The organism is Novosphingobium sp. FW305-C-111 (assembly GCF_058783565.1).
Genome location: NZ_JBYSYP010000004.1, coordinates 217,491 through 243,513, shown reverse-complemented (window position 1 = coordinate 243,513; position 26,023 = coordinate 217,491). Strand labels below are relative to the sequence as shown.

At 67.7% G+C, this 26,023-nt stretch carries 27 protein-coding genes; 18 read left to right on the top strand and 9 right to left on the bottom strand.

Features of this window, described 5'->3' with window-relative positions:
• Positions 1 to 88 precede the first annotated feature (88 nt).
• The 6 genes from AC3WLD_RS06920 to AC3WLD_RS06895 all read left to right on the top strand — a co-directional run bounded on the left by AC3WLD_RS06920 (position 89) and on the right by AC3WLD_RS06895 (position 6,659).
• On the top strand, positions 89 to 892 hold the full coding sequence (locus tag AC3WLD_RS06920) for a 4-(cytidine 5'-diphospho)-2-C-methyl-D-erythritol kinase (protein WP_492556252.1): 804 nt from the start codon (positions 89 to 91) through the stop codon (positions 890 to 892).
• Positions 893 to 901: 9 nt separating this feature from the next.
• Positions 902 to 1,630, top strand: a complete 729-nt coding sequence (locus tag AC3WLD_RS06915) for an N-formylglutamate amidohydrolase (RefSeq protein WP_492556210.1) — start codon at positions 902 to 904, stop codon at positions 1,628 to 1,630.
• Between the two features lie 128 nt (positions 1,631 to 1,758).
• Positions 1,759 to 3,603, top strand: a complete 1,845-nt coding sequence (ilvD, locus tag AC3WLD_RS06910) for a dihydroxy-acid dehydratase (protein ID WP_492556209.1) — start codon at positions 1,759 to 1,761, stop codon at positions 3,601 to 3,603.
• Between the two features lie 86 nt (positions 3,604 to 3,689).
• On the top strand, positions 3,690 to 4,076 hold the full coding sequence (locus AC3WLD_RS06905; protein ID WP_492556208.1) for a hypothetical protein: 387 nt from the start codon (positions 3,690 to 3,692) through the stop codon (positions 4,074 to 4,076).
• A complete protein-coding gene (locus AC3WLD_RS06900) occupies positions 4,045 to 5,451 on the top strand; it encodes an NAD(P)H-hydrate dehydratase (RefSeq protein ID WP_492556207.1) in 1,407 nt (468 codons plus the stop codon). The genes AC3WLD_RS06905 and AC3WLD_RS06900 overlap by 32 nt, the downstream gene beginning before the upstream one ends.
• Positions 5,448 to 6,659 (top strand): class I SAM-dependent RNA methyltransferase, encoded by a 1,212-nt coding sequence (locus AC3WLD_RS06895; protein WP_492556206.1) that lies wholly within the window; start codon positions 5,448 to 5,450, stop codon positions 6,657 to 6,659. The genes AC3WLD_RS06900 and AC3WLD_RS06895 overlap by 4 nt, the downstream gene beginning before the upstream one ends.
• A gap of 37 nt (positions 6,660 to 6,696) precedes the next feature.
• Here the strand turns inward: AC3WLD_RS06895 and AC3WLD_RS06890 are convergent, their stop codons facing one another.
• From AC3WLD_RS06890 to AC3WLD_RS06880, 3 genes are all read right to left on the bottom strand, one after another.
• Positions 6,697 to 7,131, bottom strand: coding sequence for an MAPEG family protein (locus AC3WLD_RS06890; protein ID WP_492556205.1), 435 nt, complete (start codon positions 7,129 to 7,131; stop codon positions 6,697 to 6,699).
• 15 nt (positions 7,132 to 7,146) lie between these two features.
• Entirely contained in the window at positions 7,147 to 7,599 is a 453-nt protein-coding gene (locus AC3WLD_RS06885; protein ID WP_492556204.1) for an MAPEG family protein, read from the bottom strand.
• A gap of 76 nt (positions 7,600 to 7,675) precedes the next feature.
• Complete coding sequence (locus AC3WLD_RS06880) at positions 7,676 to 8,653, bottom strand: threonine ammonia-lyase (RefSeq protein WP_492556203.1); 978 nt, start codon at positions 8,651 to 8,653, stop codon at positions 7,676 to 7,678.
• A gap of 80 nt (positions 8,654 to 8,733) precedes the next feature.
• On the opposite strand from AC3WLD_RS06880, the gene AC3WLD_RS06875 reads away from it, so the two are divergent.
• The 6 genes from AC3WLD_RS06875 to AC3WLD_RS06850 all read left to right on the top strand — a co-directional run bounded on the left by AC3WLD_RS06875 (position 8,734) and on the right by AC3WLD_RS06850 (position 14,196).
• On the top strand, positions 8,734 to 9,939 hold the full coding sequence (locus AC3WLD_RS06875; RefSeq protein ID WP_492556202.1) for a saccharopine dehydrogenase family protein: 1,206 nt from the start codon (positions 8,734 to 8,736) through the stop codon (positions 9,937 to 9,939).
• Positions 9,939 to 10,289, top strand: coding sequence for a DMT family protein (locus AC3WLD_RS06870; RefSeq protein ID WP_492556201.1), 351 nt, complete (start codon positions 9,939 to 9,941; stop codon positions 10,287 to 10,289). Before AC3WLD_RS06875 ends, AC3WLD_RS06870 begins: the two co-directional genes overlap by 1 nt.
• Before the next feature lie 9 nt (positions 10,290 to 10,298).
• Complete coding sequence (locus AC3WLD_RS06865) at positions 10,299 to 11,498, top strand: carboxynorspermidine decarboxylase (protein WP_492556200.1); 1,200 nt, start codon at positions 10,299 to 10,301, stop codon at positions 11,496 to 11,498.
• 106 nt (positions 11,499 to 11,604) lie between these two features.
• Positions 11,605 to 12,123 carry a type III secretion system chaperone family protein gene (locus AC3WLD_RS06860; protein WP_492556199.1) on the top strand — a complete coding sequence of 173 codons (519 nt, stop codon included), beginning with the start codon at positions 11,605 to 11,607 and terminating at the stop codon, positions 12,121 to 12,123.
• Between the two features lie 115 nt (positions 12,124 to 12,238).
• The gene (locus AC3WLD_RS06855; RefSeq protein WP_492556198.1) at positions 12,239 to 12,700 is read left to right on the top strand and encodes a type III secretion system chaperone family protein; all 462 of its coding nucleotides are present in this window, start codon (positions 12,239 to 12,241) and stop codon (positions 12,698 to 12,700) included.
• Positions 12,701 to 13,008: 308 nt separating this feature from the next.
• Complete coding sequence (locus AC3WLD_RS06850) at positions 13,009 to 14,196, top strand: type III PLP-dependent enzyme (RefSeq protein WP_492556197.1); 1,188 nt, start codon at positions 13,009 to 13,011, stop codon at positions 14,194 to 14,196.
• Between the two features lie 66 nt (positions 14,197 to 14,262).
• On the opposite strand, the gene AC3WLD_RS06845 is transcribed toward AC3WLD_RS06850, so the two are convergent.
• The 4 genes from AC3WLD_RS06845 to murI form a co-directional block, all read right to left on the bottom strand.
• Entirely contained in the window at positions 14,263 to 14,949 is a 687-nt protein-coding gene (locus AC3WLD_RS06845) for a nitroreductase (protein ID WP_492556196.1), read from the bottom strand.
• Positions 14,950 to 15,068: 119 nt separating this feature from the next.
• On the bottom strand, positions 15,069 to 16,289 hold the full coding sequence (gene hemA / locus AC3WLD_RS06840; protein ID WP_492556195.1) for a 5-aminolevulinate synthase: 1,221 nt from the start codon (positions 16,287 to 16,289) through the stop codon (positions 15,069 to 15,071).
• A 109-nt stretch (positions 16,290 to 16,398) separates the two neighbouring features.
• The gene (locus AC3WLD_RS06835) at positions 16,399 to 17,358 is read right to left on the bottom strand and encodes an MBL fold metallo-hydrolase (protein ID WP_492556194.1); all 960 of its coding nucleotides are present in this window, start codon (positions 17,356 to 17,358) and stop codon (positions 16,399 to 16,401) included.
• A 13-nt stretch (positions 17,359 to 17,371) separates the two neighbouring features.
• Entirely contained in the window at positions 17,372 to 18,178 is an 807-nt protein-coding gene (murI, locus tag AC3WLD_RS06830; RefSeq protein ID WP_492556193.1) for a glutamate racemase, read from the bottom strand.
• A gap of 107 nt (positions 18,179 to 18,285) precedes the next feature.
• Between murI and plsY the strand changes: the two genes are divergently transcribed.
• The 6 genes from plsY (at position 18,286) to AC3WLD_RS06800 (ending at position 24,292) form a co-directional block, all read left to right on the top strand.
• Positions 18,286 to 18,870 (top strand): glycerol-3-phosphate 1-O-acyltransferase PlsY, encoded by a 585-nt coding sequence (plsY, locus tag AC3WLD_RS06825; RefSeq protein WP_492556192.1) that lies wholly within the window; start codon positions 18,286 to 18,288, stop codon positions 18,868 to 18,870.
• A complete protein-coding gene (dprA, locus tag AC3WLD_RS06820; RefSeq protein ID WP_492556191.1) occupies positions 18,867 to 19,991 on the top strand; it encodes a DNA-processing protein DprA in 1,125 nt (374 codons plus the stop codon). The genes plsY and dprA overlap by 4 nt, the downstream gene beginning before the upstream one ends.
• Entirely contained in the window at positions 19,981 to 20,358 is a 378-nt protein-coding gene (locus AC3WLD_RS06815; protein WP_492556190.1) for a hypothetical protein, read from the top strand. Before dprA ends, AC3WLD_RS06815 begins: the two co-directional genes overlap by 11 nt.
• Positions 20,359 to 20,432: 74 nt before the next feature.
• Positions 20,433 to 21,446, top strand: coding sequence for a hypothetical protein (locus AC3WLD_RS06810; RefSeq protein ID WP_492556189.1), 1,014 nt, complete (start codon positions 20,433 to 20,435; stop codon positions 21,444 to 21,446).
• A gap of 81 nt (positions 21,447 to 21,527) precedes the next feature.
• Entirely contained in the window at positions 21,528 to 24,116 is a 2,589-nt protein-coding gene (gene topA / locus AC3WLD_RS06805) for a type I DNA topoisomerase (RefSeq protein WP_492556188.1), read from the top strand.
• A complete protein-coding gene (locus AC3WLD_RS06800; protein ID WP_492556187.1) occupies positions 24,113 to 24,292 on the top strand; it encodes a hypothetical protein in 180 nt (59 codons plus the stop codon). Before topA ends, AC3WLD_RS06800 begins: the two co-directional genes overlap by 4 nt.
• Before the next feature lie 22 nt (positions 24,293 to 24,314).
• On the opposite strand, the gene AC3WLD_RS06795 is transcribed toward AC3WLD_RS06800, so the two are convergent.
• Together AC3WLD_RS06795 and AC3WLD_RS06790 are read right to left on the bottom strand one after the other, a co-directional pair.
• Positions 24,315 to 25,139 (bottom strand): sulfite exporter TauE/SafE family protein, encoded by an 825-nt coding sequence (locus AC3WLD_RS06795; protein ID WP_492556186.1) that lies wholly within the window; start codon positions 25,137 to 25,139, stop codon positions 24,315 to 24,317.
• 154 nt (positions 25,140 to 25,293) lie between these two features.
• A complete protein-coding gene (locus tag AC3WLD_RS06790; RefSeq protein ID WP_492556185.1) occupies positions 25,294 to 25,971 on the bottom strand; it encodes a spermine/spermidine synthase domain-containing protein in 678 nt (225 codons plus the stop codon).
• Positions 25,972 to 26,023: the final 52 nt, after the last annotated feature.

Genomic DNA, 26,023 nt, shown 5'->3' with positions numbered 1-26,023 from the left:
CGTCAGCCCTGCCCCCGGGGCAGTTTATCCTGAGCGGCCGGCCTGCCGGCCAGCCGAAGGGGGCTGCCACCTCCCCCGGCGGGGGAGGATCGGCTTGACCGAGAGCGCCTACGCCAAGATCAACCTCGCGCTGCACCTGCGGCGGCGGCGCGAGGACGGGTATCACGAGCTTGAAACGCTGTTCGCCTTCGTCGATGCGGGCGACGTTCTGTCCGTCTCGCCCGCGCCGCGCGACGATGTGGTGACGGTGGGCGAGTTCGCGGGCGGCATTGCCGATCCTTTCGGCAACATCGTCGCCAAGGCTCTGAACCTGCTGCCGCGCGAAGGCGGCTGGCGGGTGCTGCTGGAGAAAAACCTCCCGGTCGCGGCGGGGCTGGGCGGCGGGTCGGCCGATGCCGGGGCGCTGTTCCGGATGGTCCGCGATCGCGAGGGCCTGCCCAACGACTGGCACGATCGCGCCGCCAGGCTGGGCGCGGATGTCCCGGCCTGCGTCGAAAGCCGCACCTGCATCGGGCGGGGCACCGGGACTGAGCTGGAGCCGGGGCCGCAGGACCTCGCAGGCACGTCCGTCCTGCTGGTCAATCCGCGCATTCCGCTGGCGACAGGGCCGGTGTTCAAGGGCTGGGACGGGACCGACCGCGGCGCCATGCCGGAAGGTTCCGCCCGCGAGATCGCGCTGGCGGGCCGCAACGATCTCGAAGCCCCGGCGATTGCGCTTGTGCCGGAGATCGCGACCGTGCTCGAAGCCCTGCGGGCCACTGGCCCGTGGCTCGCCCGCATGTCGGGCTCGGGGGCGACCTGTTTCGCGCTCTATGACAGCGTAGCGGAACGCGATGCCGCGGCCGCTGCATTGCCCGGTGAGTGGTGGAAACTCGCCGGCAAGCTGCGCTAGGGCGCGGGGATGGAAAACGAAGCCTGCCGCATCCTCGGCACCCCGCGTTTCGGCGGCATCCTCGTCGTTTCGGACCACGCCTCGAACCGCGTTCCCGGCGACATCGACCTCGGCATCGCGCCGGATCTGCTGAACCAGCACATCGCGGTCGATATCGGCGTGGCGGAGGTTGGCGCGCTGATGGCGCAGCGCCCGGGCATCGCCGCGTTCCAGGGAAATGTCAGCCGCCTCGTCTGTGACTTCAACCGCGACGAGCACCTGCCGACCGTCGTTCCGATCGCCAGCGACGGCCACGCCATTCCCGGCAATGCGCTGGATCACGCCGGGCACGAGGCGCGGCTGGCCCGGTTCTTCCGCCCGTATCACGATGCACTGGCCGCCATGCTGGAGGAGACCCCGCAGGCGCTGGTGCTGTCGCTCCACAGCTTTACCCCCCGCCTCGCCAGCAGCGACGAGGCGCGGCCGTGGCATGTCGGGGTGCTCTACAACGAGGACGACCGCGCTGCCCGCATCGCGATCCCCTTGCTCGAGTCTGAGGGTCTCTGCGTCGGTGACCAGCTGCCCTATTCGGGCAAGCTGCTCAACGCGTCGATGAACCGCCACTGCGAGGCGGAGGGGCGGCCGTACCTCGGCATCGAAGTGCGGCAGGACCTGATCAGCGACAACGAGGGTCAGGCCGAGTGGGCCGAGCGGCTTGCCCGGATCGCCAATCTGGTTGCGCTCGAAATCGGTTGCTGACACCGCGGAAAGTAGTCGCGAAAAATACTTTCGACGGAGCGATTTGGCTGGGTTAGGGCTGGGGTAACCAGACATCGCGAGGGTCCCGCCGCTCAAGGCCGGGTCGCGCCCTCGCGCCGGAGAAGACCATGCCCGCCTACCGCTCTCGCACCACTACCCACGGCCGCAACATGGCCGGCGCCCGCGGCCTGTGGCGCGCGACGGGGATGAAGGACAGCGACTTCGGCAAGCCGATCATCGCCGTGGTCAACTCCTTCACCCAGTTCGTCCCCGGCCACGTCCACCTCAAGGACCTGGGCCAGATGGTCGCCCGCGAGATCGAGGCGGCGGGCGGCGTCGCCAAGGAATTCAACACCATCGCGGTCGACGACGGCATCGCCATGGGCCACGACGGGATGCTCTATTCGCTGCCCAGCCGCGACCTGATCGCCGACAGTGTCGAGTACATGGTCAACGCCCACTGCGCCGACGCGATGGTCTGCATTTCCAACTGCGACAAGATCACGCCGGGCATGCTGATGGCCGCGCTGCGCATCAACATCCCGGTCGTGTTCGTTTCGGGCGGACCGATGGAGGCCGGCAAGGTCGTGCTCAAGGGCAAGGAAGTCGCGCTCGACCTCGTCGACGCGATGGTCGCCGCCGCTGACGACCGGGTTTCCGACGAAGACGTCGCCGCGATCGAACGCTCGGCCTGCCCGACCTGCGGGTCGTGCTCGGGCATGTTCACCGCCAACTCGATGAACTGCCTGACCGAGGCACTCGGCCTCTCGCTGCCCGGCAACGGTTCGACGCTCGCCACCCATGCCGATCGCCAGCGCCTGTTCCTCGAAGCAGGGCGCGTCGCGGTCGACCTGTGCAAGCGCTATTACGAGCAGGACGACGAAAGCGCGCTGCCGCGCAATATTGCCACGTTCGCCGCGTTCGAGAACGCCATGAGCCTCGACATCGCGATGGGCGGATCGACCAACACCGTGCTCCACCTGCTCGCCGCCGCGCATGAAGCGGGCGTCGATTTCACCATGGCCGACATCGACCGGCTGAGCCGCAAGGTGCCGTGCCTGTCGAAGGTCGCTCCGGCCAAGAGCGACGTCCACATGGAAGACGTCCACCGCGCCGGCGGGATTATGGCGATCCTCGGCGAACTCGACCGCGCCGGGCTGCTCGATACCAGCCTGCCGACCGTCCATGCCAAGACGCTGGGCGACGCGCTGAACCAGTGGGACATCAAGCGCACCAATAGTCCCTCGGTCCAGGAATTCTTCAAGGCCGCGCCGGGCGGGGTGCCGACCCAGGTCGCGTTCAGCCAGTCGCGCCGCTGGAAGGAGCTCGACCTCGACCGCGAGGGCGGGGTGATCCGCAGCGCCGAGCACGCCTTCAGCAAGGACGGCGGGCTTGCGGTGCTTTACGGCAACATCGCCCGCGACGGCTGCATCGTGAAGACCGCCGGGGTGGACGAGAAGATCCTCAAGTTCTCCGGCCCGGCGGTGGTCTTCGAAAGCCAGGACGCGGCGGTGACCGGCATCCTCACCGGACAGGTCAAGGCCGGTGACGTCGTGGTGATCCGCTATGAAGGGCCCAAGGGCGGACCCGGCATGCAGGAAATGCTCTACCCGACCAGCTACATCAAGTCGAAGGGACTGGGCGCGGCCTGCGCGCTACTCACCGACGGGCGCTTTTCGGGCGGTACCTCGGGCCTCTCGATCGGCCACGTTTCGCCGGAAGCGGCGGAGGGCGGCGAGATCGGCCTCGTCGAGACCGGCGACATGATCGAGATCGACATCCCGGCGCGCACGATCCACCTCGCCGTGACTGACGAGGTCCTCTCGCACCGCCGCGCCGCGCAGCAGGAGGCAGGCTGGAAGCCGGTCAAGGACCGATCGCGCAAGGTTTCGACCGCACTGCGCGCCTACGCCGCGATGACCACCAGCGCCGCGCGCGGGGCGGTGCGGGACATCTCGCAGATCGAGAAGTGACAGGGGCTTGCGGCTGCCCTAATCTCCGTCCGTCCTGAGCCTGTCGAAGGACCGTTCTTCTTTTTGCGAGGTTGAAAGAAAGAACAGTGCTTCGACAGGCTCAGCACGGACGGGCTTGGGGGCTGGCGCTGCTCCTTTCTGGCTGCTCGCAATCGCCGCAGGCACCGGATTCCGCCGTCGCCAACGCCGAACACACCGAATGCGCGCTCGCCGGCGCCGCTGCCTACAGGAACGACTGCACTGTTGAACGCAGCGCTGATGGCCTCGTTGTGCGCCATCCCGATGGCGGATTCCGCCGCTTCCTCACCGGCGAGGGCGACAATCGCATCCGTCCGGCCGACGGAGCCGAGGCGGCCGAGTGGCGCGAGGTCGGTGACGGGCGGGTCGAGGTCGTGGTAGGGCAGGACCGCTACCGCTTTCGCCTCGAGTCCGAGCCCGCCGATGCATCATCCAGCGCCGTTCCCGCCCAGTAACCAGATCCTCACCGTCGCGCAGATGCGCGCGGCGGAAGAGGCGCTGATGGCTGCGGGCACCAGCGTCGACGAACTCATGCAACGCGCGGGCCGCGGGGCGGGGGAGTACGTCCGCCGGGTCGCTGCGGGGCGCGCCGTGACCGTGCTGTGCGGCCCCGGCAACAACGGCGGCGACGGCTATGTAATCGCCCAGCATCTCCTGGAGCACGGCAACCCGGTCAGGGTAATCGCCGCGCGCGAGCCTGCGACCGACGCGGCGCGAAATGCCCGCGCGCTGTACCGGGGCGAGGTCCTGGCACCGGAGGCGCGGGTCAAGGGCGATGTCTTCGTCGATTGCCTGTTCGGCAGCGGGCTGACGCGGGCGCTGCCGGATGATCTGTTCGATCTGCTGACCGAACTCGCCGGAGCACATCATCACCGCATCGCCATCGACCTGCCGAGCGGAGTCGAGAGCGACAGCGGGATGCCGCTCAATTCCGGCCTGCCGCGCTGGGATCTGACGATTGCGCTGGGCGCGTGGAAGTTTGCCCACTGGTCGATGCCGGCGTGCGAGGCGATGGGCGCTCTGCGGCTGGTGCCGATCGGCCGCGCGGAGGTTGCGGGCGCGGCGCGCGTGCTGGAGCGGCCGACTATCGAAGCGCCCGCTGCGGATTCGCACAAATACCGCCGCGGTCTGCTCGGCATCATCGGCGGAGCCATGCCGGGCGCGCCGCTACTGGCCGCGGAGGCCGCGATGCGCAGCGGTGCAGGGTATGTGAAATTGCTCGCGCAGGTCCGCCCGCCGTTCGCTCCGCTCGAACTGGTCGTGGACGATGCCGACCTCGCAACGTCGCTTGCGGACAAACGCTGGTCGGCGCTGCTGGTCGGGCCGGGGCTGGGGCGCGACGAGGTGGCACGGGCGCGCCTTGCTGCCACCATCGAGCGCGGCCTGCCCACGGTGATCGACGCCGATGCGCTGGTGCTGCTCGACCGGCCCGCGCCCGGCGCAGTGCTCACCCCGCACGAGGGCGAGATGGCTGCGCTGGAGAAGGCATTCGAACTTGCCGGCACGGGTCTCCGCCGCGACCGCGCGAGTGCGCTTGCCAGGGCGACCGGCGCGGTGGTCGTGCTGAAGGGTCCGGACACCGTGAACGCTGCGCCAGCGGGCGAGGTGGTCCTCGCTCCCCGAGCCACGTCCTGGCTGTCCGTCGCAGGCACCGGTGATGTCCTCGCAGGGACCATTGCCAGCCGTCTTGCGGTTCACGGCGATCCGCTGCGCGCCGCCAGCGAGGGCGTCATGCTCCACGCCGAAGCCGCGCGCCTCGCCGGCCCCGCGTTCACAGCCGGAGAACTGGCGCGACAGGTGGGCAAGGCGCTGCTAATCGCGCGGTCGTGACCGTTTCCGATCCCGATCTCATCGTCCGCGTCGCCGCCAAGGGCGACGGTGCCACTGCCGACGGCCGCTATGCCCCGCTCGCCGCGCCGGGGGACCGGCTGCTGGCAGACGGCACGGTCGAACCCGGGCCGCACCACGCAGCGGCACCCTGCCGCCATTTCCCGCAGTGTGGCGGCTGCCAGTTGCAGCATCTCGACGAAGAGGTGCTGGCCGAATACGTCGCCGGGCGGGTGACCGGGGCGTCGGCGGGGCAGGGGCTGGCCCCCGAACGGGTCGACCCGCCGCACCTTTCGCCCCCGCGCACCCGCCGCCGCTCCACGCTTCACGCGCAGGCGATCGGGCGGCGCGTGGTGATCGGCTTCCGCGAGCAGGGTTCGCACCGCATCGTCGACATGAAGGAATGCCACGTCCTCGCACCCGAGCTGTTCGCGATGGTCGCGCCGCTGCGGACCATGCTGGAGGGCCTCGCCGACCGCAAGCTCGCAGCGGATGTCGAACTTGTCCTGACCGATCAGGGCGTCGCGATCGACCTGCGCGGGGTGAAGTTCGAAGGGCTCGCCGCGACCGAGGGCCTGCTCGACTTTGCCCGTGACAACGGCCTCGCCCGGTTGACCCTCGATCAGGGTTACGGGGCGGAGACGACGTGGGAGCCGGAGCCGGTTACGGTCACGCTGGGTGCCGTTCCGGTCGCTTATCCGGCGGGCGGGTTCCTCCAGGCGACCCGCGACGGCGAGGCCGCGCTGGTCGCGGCGGCGAAGGAATGGCTGGCGGGTTCGGCCACGGTGGCAGACCTGTTTTCGGGCCTCGGCACCTTCGCCTTCGCGCTGGCCGGGCCGGGAACCAAAGTGCTCGCCGCCGAGGCCGCGCGCGATGCGCACCTCGCCTGCCAGCAGGCGGCGCGGCGGTCAGGCGTGCCGGTCCACGCGCTCCACCGCGACCTGTTCCGCAATCCGCTCCAGCCCGATGAGCTGAACCGCTTCGCCGCGGTCCTCCTCGATCCGCCCCGCGCCGGCGCACGCGAGCAGGTCGAGCAGATCGCTGCCAGCACCGTGGCGCGGGTCGTCTACATCAGCTGCAACCCCGCGAGCTGGGCGCGCGATGCGGCGACGCTGGTGGCCGGCGGTTACCGGCTCGCGGAGCTGCGCGCGGTCGGGCAGTTCCGCTGGTCGACGCATGTCGAGCTGGCGAGCCTGTTCGTGCAGTCATAACTGTCGTCCCGGTTCGGGCCCGGGACGACTCTGGAAATCAGCCGTGGAACACCGCGATCCCCGCGTGGAGGATCAGCGCGATCAGCGCCAGGCTCGACAGCACGAACAGGCCGAAACGAATAACCACCCGGTTCGAGATTGCCTGGACCAGGCTGTGCGCCACCCGCAGCGCGACATAGATCCACGCGATCGTCAGGTTGAGCCCATCGCCCTCGCCGATCATCGCCAGCAGGAGCGAGACGGCGTAGAACAGCGTCGGCGCTTCGTGCAGGTGGTTGTAGTTGTGCGCCTTCCACTGGATGTTCGCCGGCAGCACCGCGTCGAGATCCTTGCCGGTGCCGCCCTGCATCTTGCCCGCATCGACCCCGGCCTTGCTCATCGCCGGGATGCGCGTCGCGTACATCCACAGCCACATCACCATGGTCCACGCCATCAGCGCGACGACGGGTTTCAGGATTTCCATGCCTACCATTTGTCTATCTCCCCCTCAGGACAAAACCACCGCCGGGTCGGCGAAGAGCGTCGCCAGCAAGGCGCGGACCGCCAGCGCGACGAGGCAGCCGGTGGACAGGACGAACAGCAGGAAGCGGACCTTCACCACGTTGCGCGTTGCCTGCCAGATCGAATGGACCACCCTCAGCAGGACATAGGCCCAGGCCAGCACCACATCGACCGCGCCAGCGCCGGTCAGCGCCAGGATGATCACGGTCGGGTAGAAGATCGTCGGCTGCTCCATCAGGTGCGAATAGTTGTGGCTCTTCCAGTTGACCTGCGGCGGCAGCACACTTTCGAGGTCCTGGCCGCGCCCGCCGGGCTGCGCTTTCGACAGGTCCATTCCCGATTTCGCCATTGCCGGGAACCGGCTGCCCGCCGTCCAGAACAGCATGACCAGCGACCACAGCACCAGCACGGCCGCCGGCGCGAGTAATTGCGCTTGCATTGATTGTTCTCCCCCTTCGTTCGTTCGACCCGAACAGGGCGGAGAGTGACAGCCGCGAATGAATTGTCAATTGCAACTAATCGCGGCCGGCCAGCACCCGTGCAAAGGACTGGGGATCGACGTTGCCCCCCGAGAGGATCACCGCCGTCCGCCCGTCCCCCGGCACCTTGCCCGCAAGGATTGCTGCGAGTGCCGCTGCGCCGCCGGGTTCGACGACCAGCCGCAGCTTGGCGAAAGCGAGCCGCTGGGCGGCGCGGACCTCGGCCTCGCTGACCACCGTGCCGCGAATGCCGCGTGGCTGGAGCACCGCGAAGTTGATCGGCCAGGTCTGCGGCGTCTGGAGCGCATCGCAGGCGGTCGGCGGGGCGTCCGCGGCAACCCGCTGGATCGTTCCGGTTTCCAGGCTGCGGGTGAGGTCGTCCCACCCCTCCGGCTCGACCGGGCGGATCTCCGCGTCGGGGAGGGCGAGGGCGAGCCCTGCGGTCAGACCGCCGCCGCCGCACGGGCAGACTACCCGCGTCGGTGCGCCGCCGGCGAGCGCCGCCATCTGCGCGGCGAGTTCAAGCCCGGTGCTGCCTTGTCCCTCGATCACCCACGGATCGCCATAGGCGTGGACCAGCGTCGCCCCGTGCGCCTCGCACAGCCGCGCTGCCACCGCATCGCGGTCCTCGCCGCCCGGCCGGTCATAGAGCACCACTTTCGCGCCCAGCGCCCGCGTCGAAGCCAATTTCACCTCGGGCGCGTCGATGGGCATGACGATCGTCGCGGCGATCCCCAGGCGCCGCGCTGCCCAGGCGACCCCTTGCGCATGGTTGCCGCTCGACACGGCGACCACGCCCGCCCGCCGCTCCTTGTCCGTCAGGTCGGTCAGCCGGTGCCACGCGCCGCGGATCTTGAAGGCGCCGACCGGCTGGAGGCTCTCCGCCTTGCACCACACGGTCGCCCCATCGACCTCCAGCGGCAGCAGCGGCGTTTGCGGGAGGATCGCCGCGACCTTGGCCGCGGCGCGGGCGACGCCGTCGGCGGTGGGAACGCGGAGACTTGGACTTGTCATGGCTATCCCCTAAAGGCGCTGCATCATGGCCGCACCCCGCCACCGGGGAACGCCGGACCTCGAATACAGTTGGAGACCCCATGGCGAAAGTACTGGTGATCGGCGCGGGCGGCGTAGGCTCGGTCTGCGTGCACAAGATGGCGATGAACGCCGATATCTTCACCGGCATCGCGCTGGCGAGCCGGACCAAGGCGAAGTGCGACGCGATAGCCGAGAGCGTGAAGCAGCGCACCGGCGTGACCATCGACACCTACCAGATCGACGCCGATGACGTCGCCGCGACGACTGCGCTGATCCGCGAAGTCCAGCCGGTCCTCGTCGTAAACCTCGCGCTGCCGTACCAGGACCTCCATATCATGGACGCGTGCCTTGCTGCCGGCGTCAACTACATGGACACCGCCAACTACGAGCCGATCGACGAGGCGAAGTTCGAATACAAGTGGCAGTGGGCTTACCAGGACAAGTTCAAGGCGGCGGGGCTGACCGCGCTGCTGGGGTCCGGCTTCGATCCCGGCGTGACCAGCGTGTTCGCGACCTGGCTGAAAAAGCACAAGCTCGACACGATCCGCACGCTCGACATCCTCGACTGCAATGGCGGCGACCACGGGCAGCCGTTCGCCACCAACTTCAATCCCGAGATCAACATCCGCGAGGTTACCGCGCCCGCTCGGCACTACCTTAACGGCAAGTGGGTCGAGACCCCTGCGATGACGATCCGCCAGAACTTCGTGTTCGAGGGCGTGGGCCCCAAGAACATGTACCTGATGTACCACGAGGAACTGGAAAGCCTCGCGAAACACCTGCCCGAGATCGAGCGCATCCGCTTCTGGATGACCTTCGGCGACGCCTATATCCAGCACCTCACCGTGCTGCAGAACGTGGGCATGACGCGGATCGACCCGGTGCTCTACGAGGGCAAGGAGATCATTCCGCTGCAGTTCCTGAAGGCCGTGCTGCCCGAACCGGCCAGCCTCGGTCCCACGACGAAGGGCAAGACCAACATCGGCGACATCGCCACCGGCTTCAAGGACGGCGAAGAGCGCACCTACTACATCTATAACATCTGCGACCACGAAGAGGCCTATGCCGAAACCGGCAACCAGGCGGTCAGCTACACCACCGGCGTGCCCGCGATGATCGGCGCGGCGCTGCTGGTGCAGGGCACGTGGGGCGGGGCGGGTGTGTTCAACATCGAACAGTTCGATCCCGACCCCTACATGGACATGCTCAACCAGCATGGGCTGCCCTGGCAGGTGAAGGAACTGGCCGGGCCGCTGGAGTTCTGATGAACCCGGCGGCGTGGCTCCCGGTCGCTATGCTGGCCGGCTCCAACCTGTTCATGAACGTCGCGTGGTACTGGCACCTCAAGGCCCCGAACCGGGCCTTGTGGGTCGTCGTGCTGCTCAGCTGGGCGATTGCTTTCTTCGAATACTGGCTGGCGGTCCCGGCCAACCGGCTGGGCTCAAAGGTCTATTCGCTGGCCGAGCTGAAAACGTTGCAGGAAGTGATGTCGCTGTCGACGTTCCTGCTGGTGGCATGGGTCCTCTTCGGCAGCCGCCCGGGACCGAGCCAGCTGGTCGGCATGGCGCTGATCGGGCTCGGGGCATTTTTTGTGTACAAGTCGCCGCTAGGGTAAGGACTGAACATGGAAACCAGAGCCGGCGATCCGGGTGCCTTCGCCAACTTCGACCTTAGCCGCGTCGACAGCCCTGCCTTTGTCGTCGACGAGGCGCGCTTGCGGGCCAACCTGTCCGTGCTCGCCGATATCCGCGACCGCGCCGGGATCAAGGTGCTTGCCGCGCTCAAGGCGTTCTCGATGTGGAAGGTCGCGCCGGTCGTCGGGGAATACCTCGACGGGGTCTGCACCTCCGGCCTGTGGGAAGCGCTGCTCGCCGCGGAGCATTACCAAGGCGAGATTGCGACCTACTGCGCCGCCTACAAGGGCGAAGACCTGCCCGAAATCCTCCGCCTGTCCAATCACGTGATCTTCAACTCGCCCGGCCAGATCAAGCGCTTTGCCGGCGAGCTCGAGGCGGCGAGGGCGCGGGGCGATAGGTTCGACGTCGCCCTGCGCATCAACCCGCTCCATGCCGAAGGCGAGGTGCCGCGCTACGACCCGTGCGCGCCGCATTCGCGGCTTGGCTTCCCGGTCGACCAGCTTGAGGAAGCCGACCTTGACGGTGTTTCGGGCCTCCACTTCCACACTTTGTGCGAGCAGGATTTCGAGCCGCTGCGGCGGACCTGGGAGGCGCTGCGCCCCCGGATCGCCCCGTTCTTCGATCAGCTCCAGTGGCTCAACTTCGGCGGCGGTCACCATGTGACCCGCGCCGATTACCAGCGCGGCGAACTGGTGGATTTCCTCAAGGCGGTGAAGGCGGATACCGGCTGCGAGATCTATCTCGAGCCCGGCGAAGCGGTGGCGCTCGACGCCGGGATCCTTGTCGGAACGGTGCTCGACACGCACTGGAACGGGATGGACCTTGCCATCACCGACATTTCCGCGACCTGTCACATGCCCGATGTGATCGAGGCGCCCTATCGCCCGGCGATGCTCGGCGAACTGCCGATCGACGAATACGAGGATGGCGGGGAGGGCGCGCGCCCGGTCCGCTTGGGCGGGCCGTCGTGCCTGGCCGGCGACGTCATCGGTGACTATCGCCGCGAGGGCGGATTTGCGCCGGGGGAGCGTTTCGCCTTCCTCGACCAAGCGCATTACTCGATGGTCAAAACAACGACCTTCAACGGCGTGCCGCTGCCGTCGATCTGGCTGTGGGACAGCGCCAGCGACCGGCTCGAGAAAGTGCGCGGCTTTTCTTACCAGGACTTCCGCGACCGCCTTTCCTGAAGTGGCCGCACGTCTTGATCTGGATCACAGCGCGAATCGCCCACTTGCCCGATCATCGTCGGTGACATAGCGTTACTGCAATTCGGGACATGGGGGCCTTCAAGTCATGAAGATCGTTCGCAATTTCGTGCTGGTCGCCGCTGCGGCCGGGTTTGTTTCGCCGGTGCTCGCCGCGACCAAGTCGCCTTCCGCGATCGTCAACACTGTTTCGGAAGCGGACCTTGGCGACCTCGTGCGCGCCAATGGCGACACTGTCGATGCCGTCCACGTCTTCGACGAGGAGCCGAGCGTTCGCGGCAAGACCAAGGAAGGGCTTAAGTACATCCTTGTCGGCAAGGACTGCCCCGAAGGCGCGCAGAGCGGGTGCAAGAGCGTGATGATGCAGATCCGCTACGAGGCTGATGCCGACGTCACCGAAGCCAAGGTCAACGACGCGAACAACGCTGAGGCCGCCGTGCAGACCTGGTGGGACAAGGAGACGGGCGATCTCGGGTTCACCCGTTTCCAGTACCTCGACGGCGGGACGACATGGGAGAACCTCAAGCAGAACGTGAACTTGCTGATCGATGCGCACTACAATGCGATTGATGTGGTGTGGCCGCCCAAGTCCGACAAGAAAAAGTAGTCGAACCGGACGGGCTGCGATTGCGGCCAGCCAAAGCAGGTTCTAGCGTCACGGCTCCGCTATTAGGGGCCGTGCCTTGATTGCCATTCGGGTTGCCCTTGCCTGCGTGATGCTGTTGACAGGCGCACCCGCCGCACGAGCCGCACCGCGCAGCGATTCCGAAGTTCTCCAGACGATCGGCGAGACGGACCTTGCCGAGCTGGTCACGGCGGTGGGCGACCGGGTCGACGCGGTCCATCCCTTTGGCGACCCCAGCGTCCGCGGACGTACCGCAGACGGGCTCCGCTATGTCCTGATTGCCGTCGATTGCCCGCCGCAGAAGCTCGCCGGCTGCACCGGTCTGATGATGCAGATCCGCTTCACCGCCGAGGAGGATGTCCCGCTCGAACGGGTCAACGACGCCAATTTCAACGAAGCGGCGATCACCACCTGGTTCGACCGCGAGAGCAAGGTCGTCGGCTTCACCCGGTTCATCAACATCGATGGCGGGGTGACCTGGGCCAACCTCAAGCGCAACCTGAAGATGCTGTTCGAAGCGCAGCACGGCGCGCAAGCCTCGGTCTGGCCGGAGCCCTGAGCATCGCGAATCGACTGGCGACGCGGGTGCAAAAAGCTGCGTCGAAACCCGTGACGATGGGCGCGGCCGCGAGTCCGCCGCGTTCGCCAGGATCGTGATAACAATCGCCTGTTTTCAGTCCTTTGCCGCAAAGCTCTGACAATCGCTCGGCAGGCCCTGTTTCATTTTTGTGGCAGGGGTCCATTTTCACTTGCAGTTCACTTTCCAAGCCCTATAGCGCCCCCTCGCTGCCCCATGGGGACTTCCAAACCGCAAGGCAGCTTCGTCCTGTGTGTTCTGGCCGCAAGGCCTATTGGGGGTCCCTTGAGTTGCACCATCATCCCGACGCTCTGTCCGTAGTCCGCGCTGCTGCGCCGGATCAGCCGGTCATCCTCAACCGCCCGCACGCCGCTGCGCGCGCCGCCCGCTTCTTCGTCGAGAAGTTTCCGGGCCGTTCGCTCTATGCGGTGAAGGCCAACCCGTCGCCCGAGCTCCTGAAGGTGCTGTGGGAGGCGGGCGTGACCCACTACGACGTCGCCTCGATCGCCGAAGTTCGCCTCGTGCGTTCGACGCTGCCCGAAGCCGTGCTGTGCTTCATGCACCCGGTGAAGACCCCGTCCGCGATCGCCGAGGCTTACGTCCAGCACGGCGTGCGCGTGTTCAGCCTCGATTCGCTCGAAGAGCTGGAGAAGATCCGGGTCGCCACGCAGGGTGCCGAGGACCTGACCCTGTGCGTGCGCCTGCGTGTCTCGTCCGAGTATTCGGAGCTGAGCCTTGCCAGCAAGTTCGGCTGCGACCTGGCGGATGCCGGTGAGCTGCTCCAGGCGACCCGCCAGGTGGCGGACTCGCTCGGCGTGTGCTTCCACGTCGGCAGCCAGGCGATGAGCCCGCACGCCTATGTCCAGGCGATGGAGCGCGTCCGCGCCGCGATCGTCGACGCTTCGGTGCTGGTTGACGTGATCGACGTCGGCGGGGGCTTCCCGTCGATCTACCCGGGCATGGAGCCGCCGCCGCTCGAGGATTACTTCGGGGTCATCGACCGCGCCTATGAATCGCTGCCGATCTCCTATTCGGCCGAGCTGTGGTGCGAACCCGGCCGGGCGCTGAGCGCGGAGTACAATTCGCTGGTCGTGCGGGTGGAACGCCGCCGCGGCAACGAGCTGTACATCAACGACGGCGCCTATGGTGCGCTGTTCGATGCGGCGCACGTCGGCTGGCGCTTCCCGGTGAAGCTGCTGCGCGATGGTGCGGATGAGTTCGAGCCGTTCAGCTTCTACGGCCCGACCTGCGACGACATGGACCACATGGAAGGCCCGTTCGAATTGCCGGTCGACATCAAGGCTGGCGACTTCATCGAGATCGGCATGCTCGGCGCTTATGGCGCGGCGATGAAGACAGCCTTCAATGGCTTCGGCGAAAGCGAAGTCCACGAGGTGACCGACGAGCCGATGGCCAGCCAGTACCGTGGCGACCGCCGCGACCCGCGCGTCTCCGACAATGTGGTGTCGCTGCGCTGAGCCTGCGGGTTCAACTGAAACAAGGAAAGGCCCTGCCGCGAGGCGGGGCCTTTCTTTTTGGGTTCCTCAATCGAACCCGACGAACCGCGCCGCCTCTTCCAGCGGCTTGCGGTTGCTGACCACGGCATTGGCGGGGAAGTCGGGGTCGGGCCAGCCCATGGCGACGGCCTTCATGATCATCTGGTCGTCGGGAATGCCGGCGTGCTCGCGCACCACCGGTGACTGCATGATGCCCTGCGAGTTGATGACGCAGCCGAGCCCGCGCGACCACGCCGCGTTGACCAGCGCGGTGGTCACCGCGCCGCAGTCGAAGGTGGCGTCGTCCCCGTCGGCCAACACGCGGTCGTAAGTGATGATGATCGAGACCGGCGCGCCGAACTGGCGAAACCCACGCAGGACCCAGTCCTGCCGCTTTGCAGCGTTGTCGCGTTCGATCCCCATGGCGGCGAAGAGCTGCTTGGCGACTTCGACCTGGCGTTCGCGGTGTGCGCCGGTGAAGGCCCCGCCGCGGCGGAATTCGCGGCTGTCGGGCGCGCCTGCGAGGATGCGCTCGACGTTGCCCGCACGGATGCGTTCGAGCGGTTCGCCGGTGATCACGGTGAAGTTCCACGGCTGCGAGTTGAGCGAGGTCGGCGAGCGCATGGCGAGGCGAAGGATTTCCTCGATCAGTTCGCGCGGCACCGGCTTGTCGAGGAACCCGCGGATCGAGCGGCGGCCCAGCACCACCTCGTCATAGCTCATTTCATCGTGCATCGATCACCCTCCGGGAATTTAATCGTTCGATTAATCCTGAAGCCGCTAACTGCGCATTGCAACGAAAAAGCCCTCCCGGTGGGGGGAGGGCTTTCGCTTTCCGGCGATGGCGCGCTCGATCAGGCGGCCTGGGCGAGGTCCAGTTCGAGCCGGTCCCAGATTTCCACCAGAGCGCTCGTCAGGTCGCTCATCATCGCCTCCGTGTGCGCCGGGCCGGGGGTGAAGCGCAGGCGCTCGGTTCCGCGGGGCACGGTGGGGAAGTTGATCGGCTGGACGTAGACGCCATACTCGGCGAGCAGGATATCGCTGATCTTCTTGGCGCGGACCGGGTCACCGACCATCAGCGGCACGATGTGCGTGGTCGACGGCATGACCGGGAGGCCCGCCTGCGCGAAGGCATTCTTGAGGAACGCCGCGGCGGCCTGCTGGGCCTCGCGCTCGACGCTCGACGACTTGAGGTGCCGAACCGAGGCGAGCACGCCCGCGACCAGAACCGGCGACAGCGATGTCGTGAAGATGAACCCCGGCGCGTAGGAGCGGATCACGTCGATGATCTTGGTGTCGGCCGCAATGTAGCCGCCCATCACGCCGAACGCCTTGCCCAGCGTGCCCTCGATGATGTCGATGCGGTGCGCCGCCTCGTCCCGGTCGGTGATCCCGCCGCCGCGCGGGCCGTACATGCCGACCGCGTGAACTTCGTCGATGTAGGTCAGCGCGTTGTACTTTTCGGCAAGGTCGCAGATCGCGTGGATCGGGGCGACGTCGCCGTCCATTGAATAGACGCTCTCGAACGCGATCAGCTTGGGCAGCGCGGGATCGGTTTCGGCCAGCAGTTCTTCAAGGTGCTCGACGTCGTTGTGACGGAACACCTTCTTTTCCGCGCCCGAATTGCGGATGCCGGCGATCATCGAGGCGTGGTTGAGCTCGTCCGAGAAGATCACGCACCCGGGCAGGATCTTGGCGATCGTCGACAGCGTGGCGTCGTTCGAGACATAGCCCGAGGTGAACAGCAGCGCGCCGTCCTTGCCGTGGAGATCGGCCAGCTCCTGCTCGAGCTGGATGTGATAGTGGGTGTTGCCGCCGATGTTGCGGGTGCCGCCCGAACCGGCACCGACGTCGTGCAGCGCCTCTTCCATCGCGCCGATGACCTTGGGGTGCTGGCCCATCGCGAGATAGTCGTTCGAACACCACACGGTGATGTCCTTCGGTCCGTTGTGTCCGGCAAAGCAGCGCGCGTTGGGGTAAGCCCCCTTGTTGCGCAGAATGTCGATGAAGACGCGGTACCGGCCTTCGGAATGAAGACGTTCGATGGCCTGGTCGAAAACCTGATCGTAATTCACCCGCCGCTCCCTCTGGCATCGAGCCCGATCCCTGGGGCCCTGCGGACCACGCGCATCTACACCGCTCGCGGGCCGTTTGCCAGTGATATCGCTCACTTGCGAGGCGATCTCAATTGTCCTCGCCATCCTTGGGGATCACCTCGACAGTGGGGGTCGGGAGGTTCTCGAAATGCAGGCGGAACGGGCGTCCGCTGCGGGCACTGAGCAGGTATTCGGGATCATGGCCGGGGATGACCTGGACCTGGGGTGCCTGCGCTTTCAGCGCGCGAATCGCCTTGAGCCATGCGAACTGCGCGTTGCGGTCCTCCGGTTCCACCCAGTCGGTCTTGAGTCGCGAGCCGGCGCGCAGCTTGCGGTAGTTGCCGTAAAACGGAGCGATGTCGCCGGTGAAAAGCAGCTCGCGCCCGTCCTGGAGCTGGAGGAAGATCATCTGCGATCCGGGGCTGTGACCGCCTGTTCGCACGAGCACGACGCCCGGCGCGACGGCTTGCACCGGTATCGGCGCGAGCGGCGGGGTCAGCCCGTCGCGCTGATCGGGCCACGGCAGCGTGCGCGACTGCTCGCCGCCCGGCTCCTGCCCCGCTGCGAGCAGGACTTTGCCGGCGATCCGGGGGAACGCCTTGCTGCCGAGGAAGCCGCCGATGTGATCGCGGTCCTCGCTGGAGAACAGGATCATCCGGGCCGACTGCATCGCCCGGTCGACGCCGGCCTGGCGCTCGGCAAAATAGGTCTCGCAGCGATAGATCGCGCAATCCTCGGCGGTGACTCCGGCGTTGATCAGAATCGCACCGTCCGGCGTGTTGACCCGATACGCCATGATCCCGAACAGCCGCCGCTTGATGCCGGTCCCGGCCGTGTAATAGGTCCCCGGCAGGCGGCGGAAGCCGATCACCTCGAAATCCACCGACGTCGGCTTGCCGCCGGGCATGCGGTTCGCCTCGGCGCGCAGCTGCGCGATGTCGAGCCGCGCCGGCTCGATTCCGCCCGGACGGTTGTCGACCAGCAGCCAATAGTAGGGCAGGCCGACGAGCAGCAGCAGTGCGAGCAGGACCTTGGTCGAACGGCGCACCGGCCAGCCTCCTTCAGAACGTCGCCACGCGCGACAGACCCCGCGCGGCAAGCGCGGGGGCAAGCGAGGCCACCTCTTCGCCGTCCTTGGTGAACAGCGCAAGGTCGGGCGCGTCGCGCCGGAACGATTGTCCTTGCGTCAGGAAGGCAACGCGCCGGGCAATCCCGTCCGACCCGTCGACGAATGCCACGCCGGGGCCGAACGCCGCGGCGAGCTCTTCCTGGACCAGCGGGAAGTGGGTGCAGGCAAGAACCACGGTGTCGATCCGCTCACCGCCCGGCTGGTCGCGCAGGCCGGCCACGGCGCGCGCATAGACGGCCGGGTCAACCGGCTCGCCGCGCAGCTTCGCTTCGGCCGCTGCGACCAGTTCGGGCGCGCCGTGGCGCAGCAGTAGCTTGTCGGCCGCGAACTCGGCCTCGAGCCGGTCGACATAGCCCTGGCGGATCGTCGCCTCGGTGCCGAGCAGGCCGATCACGCCGCTGCGGGTCATCGCGGAAGCCGGCTTGATCGCGGGCACGGTGCCGACGATCGGCACCTCGAGCACCTCGCGGACCATCCCCAGCGCGATGGTCGAGGCGGTGTTGCAGGCGATGCAGACGAGCCGCGGCCGGAACCGCTCGGTCATCCGCCCGAGCAGGCCGGAAACCCGCGCCGCGATCTGCGCCTCGGTCTTCGCGCCATAAGGCAGCCCGGCGTTGTCGGCGGCATAGATCACCGGCGCGCCGGGCAGCACGCGGCGCACCTTGTCCAGCACGGAGAGGCCGCCCACGCCCGAATCGAACAGCAGCAGCGGCGCGGCGGGATCGGTATTCTCGGTCAACTCGCCTCGCGCCCTTCCTGTGTGCCCCGGTTGCTGATAGCTCCAATTCCGTCCGGAAAGCAAAGCCGGGGCGTCGACAGGCGGCAACGAGGGGTTACAAAAGAGCCATGGAAAACTGGATCAAGGCGCTGGCACTGGCCTACATCCTGGGTTCGATCCCGTTCGGGCTGATCCTCACCCGGCTGACCGGGGCGGGGGACCTGCGCGCCATTGGCTCCGGCAACATCGGCGCGACAAATGTTCTACGCACCGGGCGCAAGGGCGTTGCCGCGTCCACCCTTTTGCTCGATCTCGCCAAGGGGCTCGTCGCGGTGCTGATCACCAAGGCGTGGTGGCCGGGGAACGAGGCGCTGGCCGCGGTCGGCGCGGTGCTCGGCCACTGCTTCCCGGTCTGGCTGCGCTTCCATGGCGGCAAGGGCGTGGCGACGACGATGGGCGTCTCGCTCGGCCTCGCCTGGCCGATCGGCCTCGCTTATGCGGTCGTGTGGCTGGGCATGCTCGGCCTGACGCGGATTTCCTCTGCGGGCGGGCTCGCCGCCGCCGCCGCCGCGCCGGTTGTCGCCGGCTTGCTGGGGCAACGTGACTATGCCGTCGCACTGGTCGTGATCGCCATCATCGTGTTCTGGCTCCACGGGGAAAACATCGCCCGCCTGCGCGCCGGGACCGAGCCGAAAGTCGGCAAGAAGGCATGACCGCAGCGGGCGAGACGATCCTCTCCCGGGAAGAGGCTTTTGCCCGCATCGCCCTGCTGCGCTCGCCCAATATCGGGCCGGTAAGCTGGTTCCAGCTGCTGCGCCGCTTCGGTACTGCCGCGGAGGCGCTCGCTGCGCTGCCCGATCTCGTCGCGCGGGGCGGGGGCCAATACCGCGCCGTCCCGCGTGACCGGGTGGAGCGGGAGATTGCCGCGGTGCGCCAGGCCGGGGCGCGCTACCTGTTCCACGGCGGGCCGGACTATCCCGCGCTGCTGGCAGAGCTCGACAGTCCGCCGCCAGTGCTGGTCGTCCGCGGCGATGCCGCGCTGCTTTCCCGGCCGGCGGTGGCGATGGTCGGCGCGCGCAACGCCTCGGCCGGGGCGGTCAAGCTGGCGCGCGATTTCGCCGCGGCGCTGGCGGGGAAGGGCGTGACGGTCGTTTCCGGACTCGCCCGGGGGATCGACGGTGCGGCCCACCGCGGGGCGCTCGCCGGGGCAGAGGAAGGCGGCGGGACGATCGGCGTGATCGCCGGCGGGATCGACGTGGCCTACCCGCCCGAACATGCCGAGCTGCAGGAACAGGTCGCCTGCAAAGGCCTGCTGGTCGCCGAACAGCCGCCCGGCGTCGAACCGCTCGCCCGCCACTTCCCCCGCCGCAACCGGATCATCGCCGGGCTCGCCTCGGGCACGCTGGTGGTGGAGGCCGCGCCGCGCTCCGGCTCGCTGATCACCGCGCGCCTCGCCGGGGAGTACGGGCGCGAGGTCATGGCCGTACCCGGATCCCCGCTCGACAGCCGCTCGCACGGCTGCAACCAGCTGATCCGTGACGGCGCGGTGCTGGTCCAGTCGCCCGAGGACGTACTCGAACTGCTGTCCGGCTTCACCGGCGCGCCGCGCAGCCGCCTGCGCGATCCTGCGCCCGAGCCAACCTTCGCCATGGCCGAAGAGCCCGCCGACCCGGCCGACGTCGCCGCGCTGCTCGGCCAGGCCCCGGTCGCCATCGACGAACTGATCCGCCAGAGCGGTGAGAGCCCGGCGGCGGTGCAACTGGCGCTGCTGGAACTGGAGCTGGCGGGCAGGCTGGTGCGCCATGCGGCGGGGCGGGTGAGCCTTGCGGGATGAGCCTGAAGCACGGGGCGTGCGCTTCGCCCGGCGGATGTTCCGCGGCGCGGCGATCTATGGCGTGCTGGTGCTTTCGCCGCTGTACCTGCTCCCGCTGCCGGAGCGAGCGCCCGAGACAACGCTCGGCTTCATCGGGCTCGCGCTGGTGTTCCAGGGGATGTTCTGGGTGATCGGCAGCGATCCGCGGCGGTTCCGGGCGCTGATGCCGCTCGCGGTGGCGGAGAAGCTGGTGTTCGCGGTGCCGGCGCTGGTCCTGTTCGGACTGGGCCGGACGGAGGCGGTCGTCGCCGGGTTCGCGGCGGTGGATGCGGTGCTGGCTGCGGGCTTTACCGCGGCGTTTCACCGGACAGTCCCGGCGAGGATGTGACGCAGATCAATTGCAATCCCCGACAGTCGAGGCAGGATACCGCAAGATTGCGCTATCAGTCACAGGGGGTGAACATGGCTTTTCGCAAACGCACCGCATTTCTTTCCGCCGTAATTGGGCTTTCGTTGCTCGCTCCAGCGCTCGAGACGCCGGCCTTCGCCAAGGATGAGGCGCCGTTGAAGGTGTCCGGCAAGGACGCGCTCAAGGGCGCATCAACGGTCGCCATCGGCGGGTTCACGGTGGGCTTCATCTTCCAGTCGACCGACCAGACCAAGTCAACCGGCGGGCTGATCGGCGCATTCGGCGGGACGACCAAGGCCAAGTCCACGCTGGTCGGCGTGACGCCGGAAATGATGCAGGCCGTTGCCGACGCGGCCTATGCCGACTTTACCGCCAAGCTCACCGCCGCGGGGTTCGCCGTCCAGGACCCGGCGTCGCTGTTCGCGTCTGAGCAACTGGCCCGGACGGAGGGACAGGCGAGCCCGCTCGACATCAACGTCGCGCTGGAGAAGGGCAGCAAGGGCAAGGCAACCTACGTCAAGCCGGCAGCACTGCCCAAGCTCGTGCTGCTGCCCGGAGACTTCACCGGTTCCGGCCTGTCGTCGATGGGGCTCAACATGGCGGCGGGACAGGCGAGCGGCGCGATGTCCGGCTATGCGCGGGCGGCCGGGGTTCCGGTCGTCGACGTCGTCTACCTGATCGACTTTTCGGACCAGAAGCGCCCAGGCGCATTCAGCTTCGGGGGGCTCAACGTCAACGCCAACCTCTCGATCGTGCCCAATTTCTCGCGGATGACCCTGCTCGGGCCAAACGGCAAGACGGTCACCGTCACGATGAAGCAGGGCGTCTCGGTCGATGGCGAGTTCGTGGAGAAGCAGGACGCCTCGTCCGGCCTCGACAAGACCACGCAGGCCGCGGCGAACGTCGGCGGCGGGGTCATGGCGGCGATGGGCGTCGGCGGACTCGCCTTCGGCAAGACCCGCAAGTTCGAGTTCGTGGCCAAGCCCGGCAACTACGAGGAAGGCGCGGCCAAGGCCGCCAGCCTCGCCAACGAACGGCTGGTCACGCAGATGGTTGGCTTGCGCTGACGTTGGGTGCTTGACGGCGGGGGCGGGCAGTCCCCACCCTCGCGCGTGTACATACGCGTATAGGGACTGCCCAACACCGCCATGCAGCTTGTCATCGTCGAATCTCCCGCCAAGGCCAAGACCATCGAGAAGTACCTGGGGAGCGGGTACAAGGTGCTCGCCTCCTACGGCCACGTCCGCGACCTGCCGGTCAAGGACGGCTCCGTCCGCCCGGACGAGGACTTCGCGATGGACTGGGAGCTCTATGGCGACAAGCAGAGCCGCGTGAAGGCGATCAGCGATGCCGCCAAGTCCGCCGACCGCCTGATCCTCGCCACCGACCCTGATCGCGAGGGCGAGGCAATATCGTGGCACGTCAGGGAGTTGTTGGCGAAGCGCAAGGCCCTGCCGAAGGAAGTCGAACGCGTCACCTTCAACGCCATCACCAAGGCCACGGTGACCGAGGCTATGAAGCACCCGCGCGAGCTCGACCAGGACCTGATCGACGCCTACCTCGCCCGGCGCGCGCTCGATTACCTGTTCGGCTTTACGCTTTCGCCGGTGCTGTGGCGTAAGCTGCCGGGCGCCAAGAGCGCGGGACGCGTCCAGTCGGTCGCGCTGCGGCTGATCGTCGAGCGCGAGCGCGAGATCGAGGGCTTCACCGCGCAGGAATACTGGTCGGTCGTGGCCAGGCTCGAACAGCTCGGCACCGAATTCACCGCGCGGCTCGTCCGTTTCGAGGGCGAGAAGCTCGACAAGCTGAGTCTCGGCGAGGAAGGCGTGGCGATGCGCGCCAAGGCCACGGTCGAAGGCGCGACCTTCCGGGTCGAGGAGGTCGAGACCCGCCCGACCCGGCGCAACCCGTACCCGCCGTTCACCACCTCGACGCTGCAGATGGAGGCGGCGCGCAAGCTCGGCTTCTCGGCCAGCCACACCATGCGCGTGGCGCAGACGCTCTACGAGGCAGGCGCGATCACCTACATGCGGACCGATGGCGTGCAGATGGATCCCGGCGCGATCTCGGCGGCCCGCCTGGCGATCAGCAATCGCTACAAGAACGGCCACTACCTGCCTGAAAAGCCGCGTCATTATGAAACGAAGGCGAAGAACGCACAGGAAGCGCACGAGGCGATCCGGCCAACCGATTTCGCTCACGACCGCTATGGCAGCGGCGACGAGGCGCGGCTCTATGATCTGATCTGGAAGCGCGCGATCGCCAGCCAGATGGCGTCCGCCCAGATCGAGCGGACCAGCGTCACCCTGCGCGACGGGACCGGCAAGCACGAGCTGCGCGCCACCGGGCAGGTCGTGAAGTTCCCCGGGTTCCTCGCGGTCTATGACGAGAGCCTCGACAACAAGCCGGGCGACGAGGAGGACGACAGCGGCCTCCTCCCGGTGCTCAACAAGGGCGATACGCCGGCGAAAAAGGGCGTCGAAGCGACCCAGCACTTCACCCAGCCACCACCGCGCTATTCGGAGGCGAGCCTGGTCAAGCGGCTTGAGGAGCTCGGTATCGGGCGGCCTTCGACCTATGCTTCCACTCTGCAGGTGCTGAAGGATCGCAACTACGTCCGAACCGAGAAAAACCGCTTCTTTGCAGAAGAATCGGGCCGGCTTCTCACTTCCTTTCTCGAACGGTTCTTCGACCGTTATGTCGCCTACGATTTCACCGCCGGGATGGAGGACGAGCTCGACGACGTTTCCGGCGGACGAGCCGCGTGGAAGGCGGTGCTCGAGGCGTTCTGGAAGGACTTCAAGCCCAAGTCCGATGAGGTCATGGAGCTCAAGCCCAGCGAGGTGACCCAGGCGCTCGACGCGTTCCTGTCGGATTACCTGTTCCCGCCGCAGGCCGACGGCAGCGACCCGCGGCTGTGCCCGAAGTGCGGAGAGGGCAGGCTTTCCCTGCGCGGCGGGCGTTTCGGCGCTTTCGTGGCGTGCTCGAACTACCCCGAGTGCAAGTACACCCGCAAGTTCGCGCAGCCGGGCGGCTCGGCTGAAGGGGGGGAGGACGGGGCGATGGGCAAGGATCCGGAGACCGGCCTCGAGGTCGTGCGCCGCGCCGGCCGGTTTGGCCCCTACATCCAGCTCGGCGAGGGCAAGGAGGCCAAGCGGTCGTCGATCCCCAAGGACATCGGCGAGCTCGACCTCGAATGGGCGTTGAAGCTCCTCTCGCTGCCCCGCGAGATCGGCGTGCATCCGGAAACCGGCAAGGCGATCACCGCGAGCATCGGCCGCTATGGCCCGTACCTTGCGCATGACGGCAAGTACGCCAAGCTGCGCGGGACCGCCGAGGTGTTCGAGACGGGCATGAACAGCGCCGTTGCCAAGCTGGCCGAGGCGGCCGCAGGCGGCGGGCGCGGGGCACGGGCGGCAGCGGAACCGCTCAACACCTTCGGGCCGCACCCGACCAGCGGCGGCGAGATGAAGCTGATGGCGGGCCGCTATGGCCCCTACGTCACCGACGGCGCGACCAACGCGACCCTCCCGCGCGACCTCAAGCCCGAGGAGCTGACGCTGGAGAAGGCCATCGCCCTGATCGACGAAAAGGCCGCCAAGGGCCCGGCCAAGAAGGGCGGTCGCAAGAAGGCGGCACCGGCGAACAAGAAGGCGGCACCGGCGAAAAAGCCTGCCGCCAAGAAGGCGCCTGCGAAGAAGAAAGCCGCGCCGAAGAAGAAGGTCGCCGCCGAATGAGCGAAAAGGTCGCCCGCCACCGCCAGCCGTGGAAGCCCGAGGAACTGCAGAAGCTGCGCAGCCTTGCCGGCAAGGGCAAGGGCCTGAAGGAGATCGCCAGGGCGCTCAATCGCACCGAGGAGTCCACCAAGGACGCCGCGCGCGAGCACGGGATGGCGATCGCGAAGCTGCGCTAGCAGCCAGCGCCCATCCCGGAATTTATTTGGCAGCTGCCGGCAATGTCGGCACCGCGACCTTCTCCGGCGTGAACGCCTTTACCGTCAGCTGCCAGGCGGACAGCGCGAGGACGATCGCCAGGAGCGGCTGCAGGATCCGGTCGGAGGCGCGGGTCGAGAGCATGCTGCCGAGGATCACGCCCGGGATCGAGCCGATCAGCAGGTTGAGCAGCAACGCGGGATCGACGTCGCCGATGATCCAGTGTCCGGTTCCGGCGATCAGCGCGAGCGGAACGGCGTGGGCGATGTCGGACCCGACGATGCGGACGACCGGCAGCCGCGGGTAGAGCATCAGCAGCACCGTCATCCCGATCGCCCCGGCGCCGACCGAGGAGATCGTCACCGCCACGCCGATGACCGCGCCCAGCGCGATCGTGCCGGCCTGGACCTTGCCCATCGGATCCAGCGGATCGAGGTTGTGCGCATAGCGGATAAGCTTGCCGCGGAACAGGACCGCGAGCGAGGTCAGCGCGAGAAGCCCTGCGAGCGACAGCAGGATGACATGCTCGGTATGCTTGCCGACCTTGCCGACGTACGAGAGCGTCGCCAGCGTCAGCAGCGCGGCGGGGATGCTCCCGGTGGCGAGGCGGCGGACGATCTGCCAGTCGACCGTGTCGCGCCAGCCATGGACCGCCGAACCGGTGATCTTGGTGATCGCAGCAAACAACAGGTCGGTGCCAACCGCGGTCGCCGGGGCGACGCCGAACATCAGCACGAGCAACGGGGTCATCAGCGAACCGCCGCCGACCCCCGTCAGCCCGACGAGGAACCCGACCAGCAACCCTGCCGCGGCGTGGAGCCAATCCATCAGTCCAGATACCCCCTGCTCGCCATAATGCCGGACGCGGCGCCATCAGGAAAGGGTTTCGCCGATTGGCAAGTCCGCCACTTCCCCGCTTCATCCCAAAGCGGCGCTTGTCCGGCCTGACAAGCAAGTTTCTCCAGCGCAGCCAGAAGCGGCCCTATCGCTGGTCCGGCACCGCCAACCAGATCACGTGCTTCGGCCCCTTGCCGTTTGTCCGCGCCCGCACGGTCAGTTGCTCGACCCGGAAGCCGTTGGCCTGCAGTCGGCGAGTGAACGCATCGTCCCTGAACGCCGACCAGATCGCAAGGACCCCGCCGGGACGAAGCGCGGCGCGGGCCTCGCGCAGGCCGTGCTTGGTGTAGAGTCCGCGGTTGCTTTCGGCGGTGAGGCCGTCCGGGCCGTTGTCGACATCGAGGAGGATCGCGTCGTAACCGCTTTCGGGCTGTTCGATGCGAATGGCGACATCGCCCATGACCAGGCGCACGCGCGGATCCTCGAGGCAGCCGGCAGCCAGCTCCGCCAAGGGCCCGCGCGCCCAGTCGATGATTTCGGGCACGAGTTCGGCGACCACGACCTCGGCATCGGCAGGCAACTCGGCCAGCGCCGCGCGCAGGGTGAAGCCCATGCCGTAGCCGCCGACGAGGAGGCGGGGCTTGCGGCGCCCGGCAACGCGCTTGCAGCTTTCCACCGCCAGCGCGATTTCCGAACCGTTCATCCGGCTGCTCATCAATTCGTTGCCGCCGAGGACGATCATGAAGTCGCGGTCGTGGCGGAACAGCCGCAGCTCGGCCCCGCCGGGGACCTGCGCTGTACCGAGGAGTTCGCGGGCGATCATGGCCTCATCCCTGCAATCAAAAGCCGCTCGTGCTGAGCCTGTCGAAGCACCG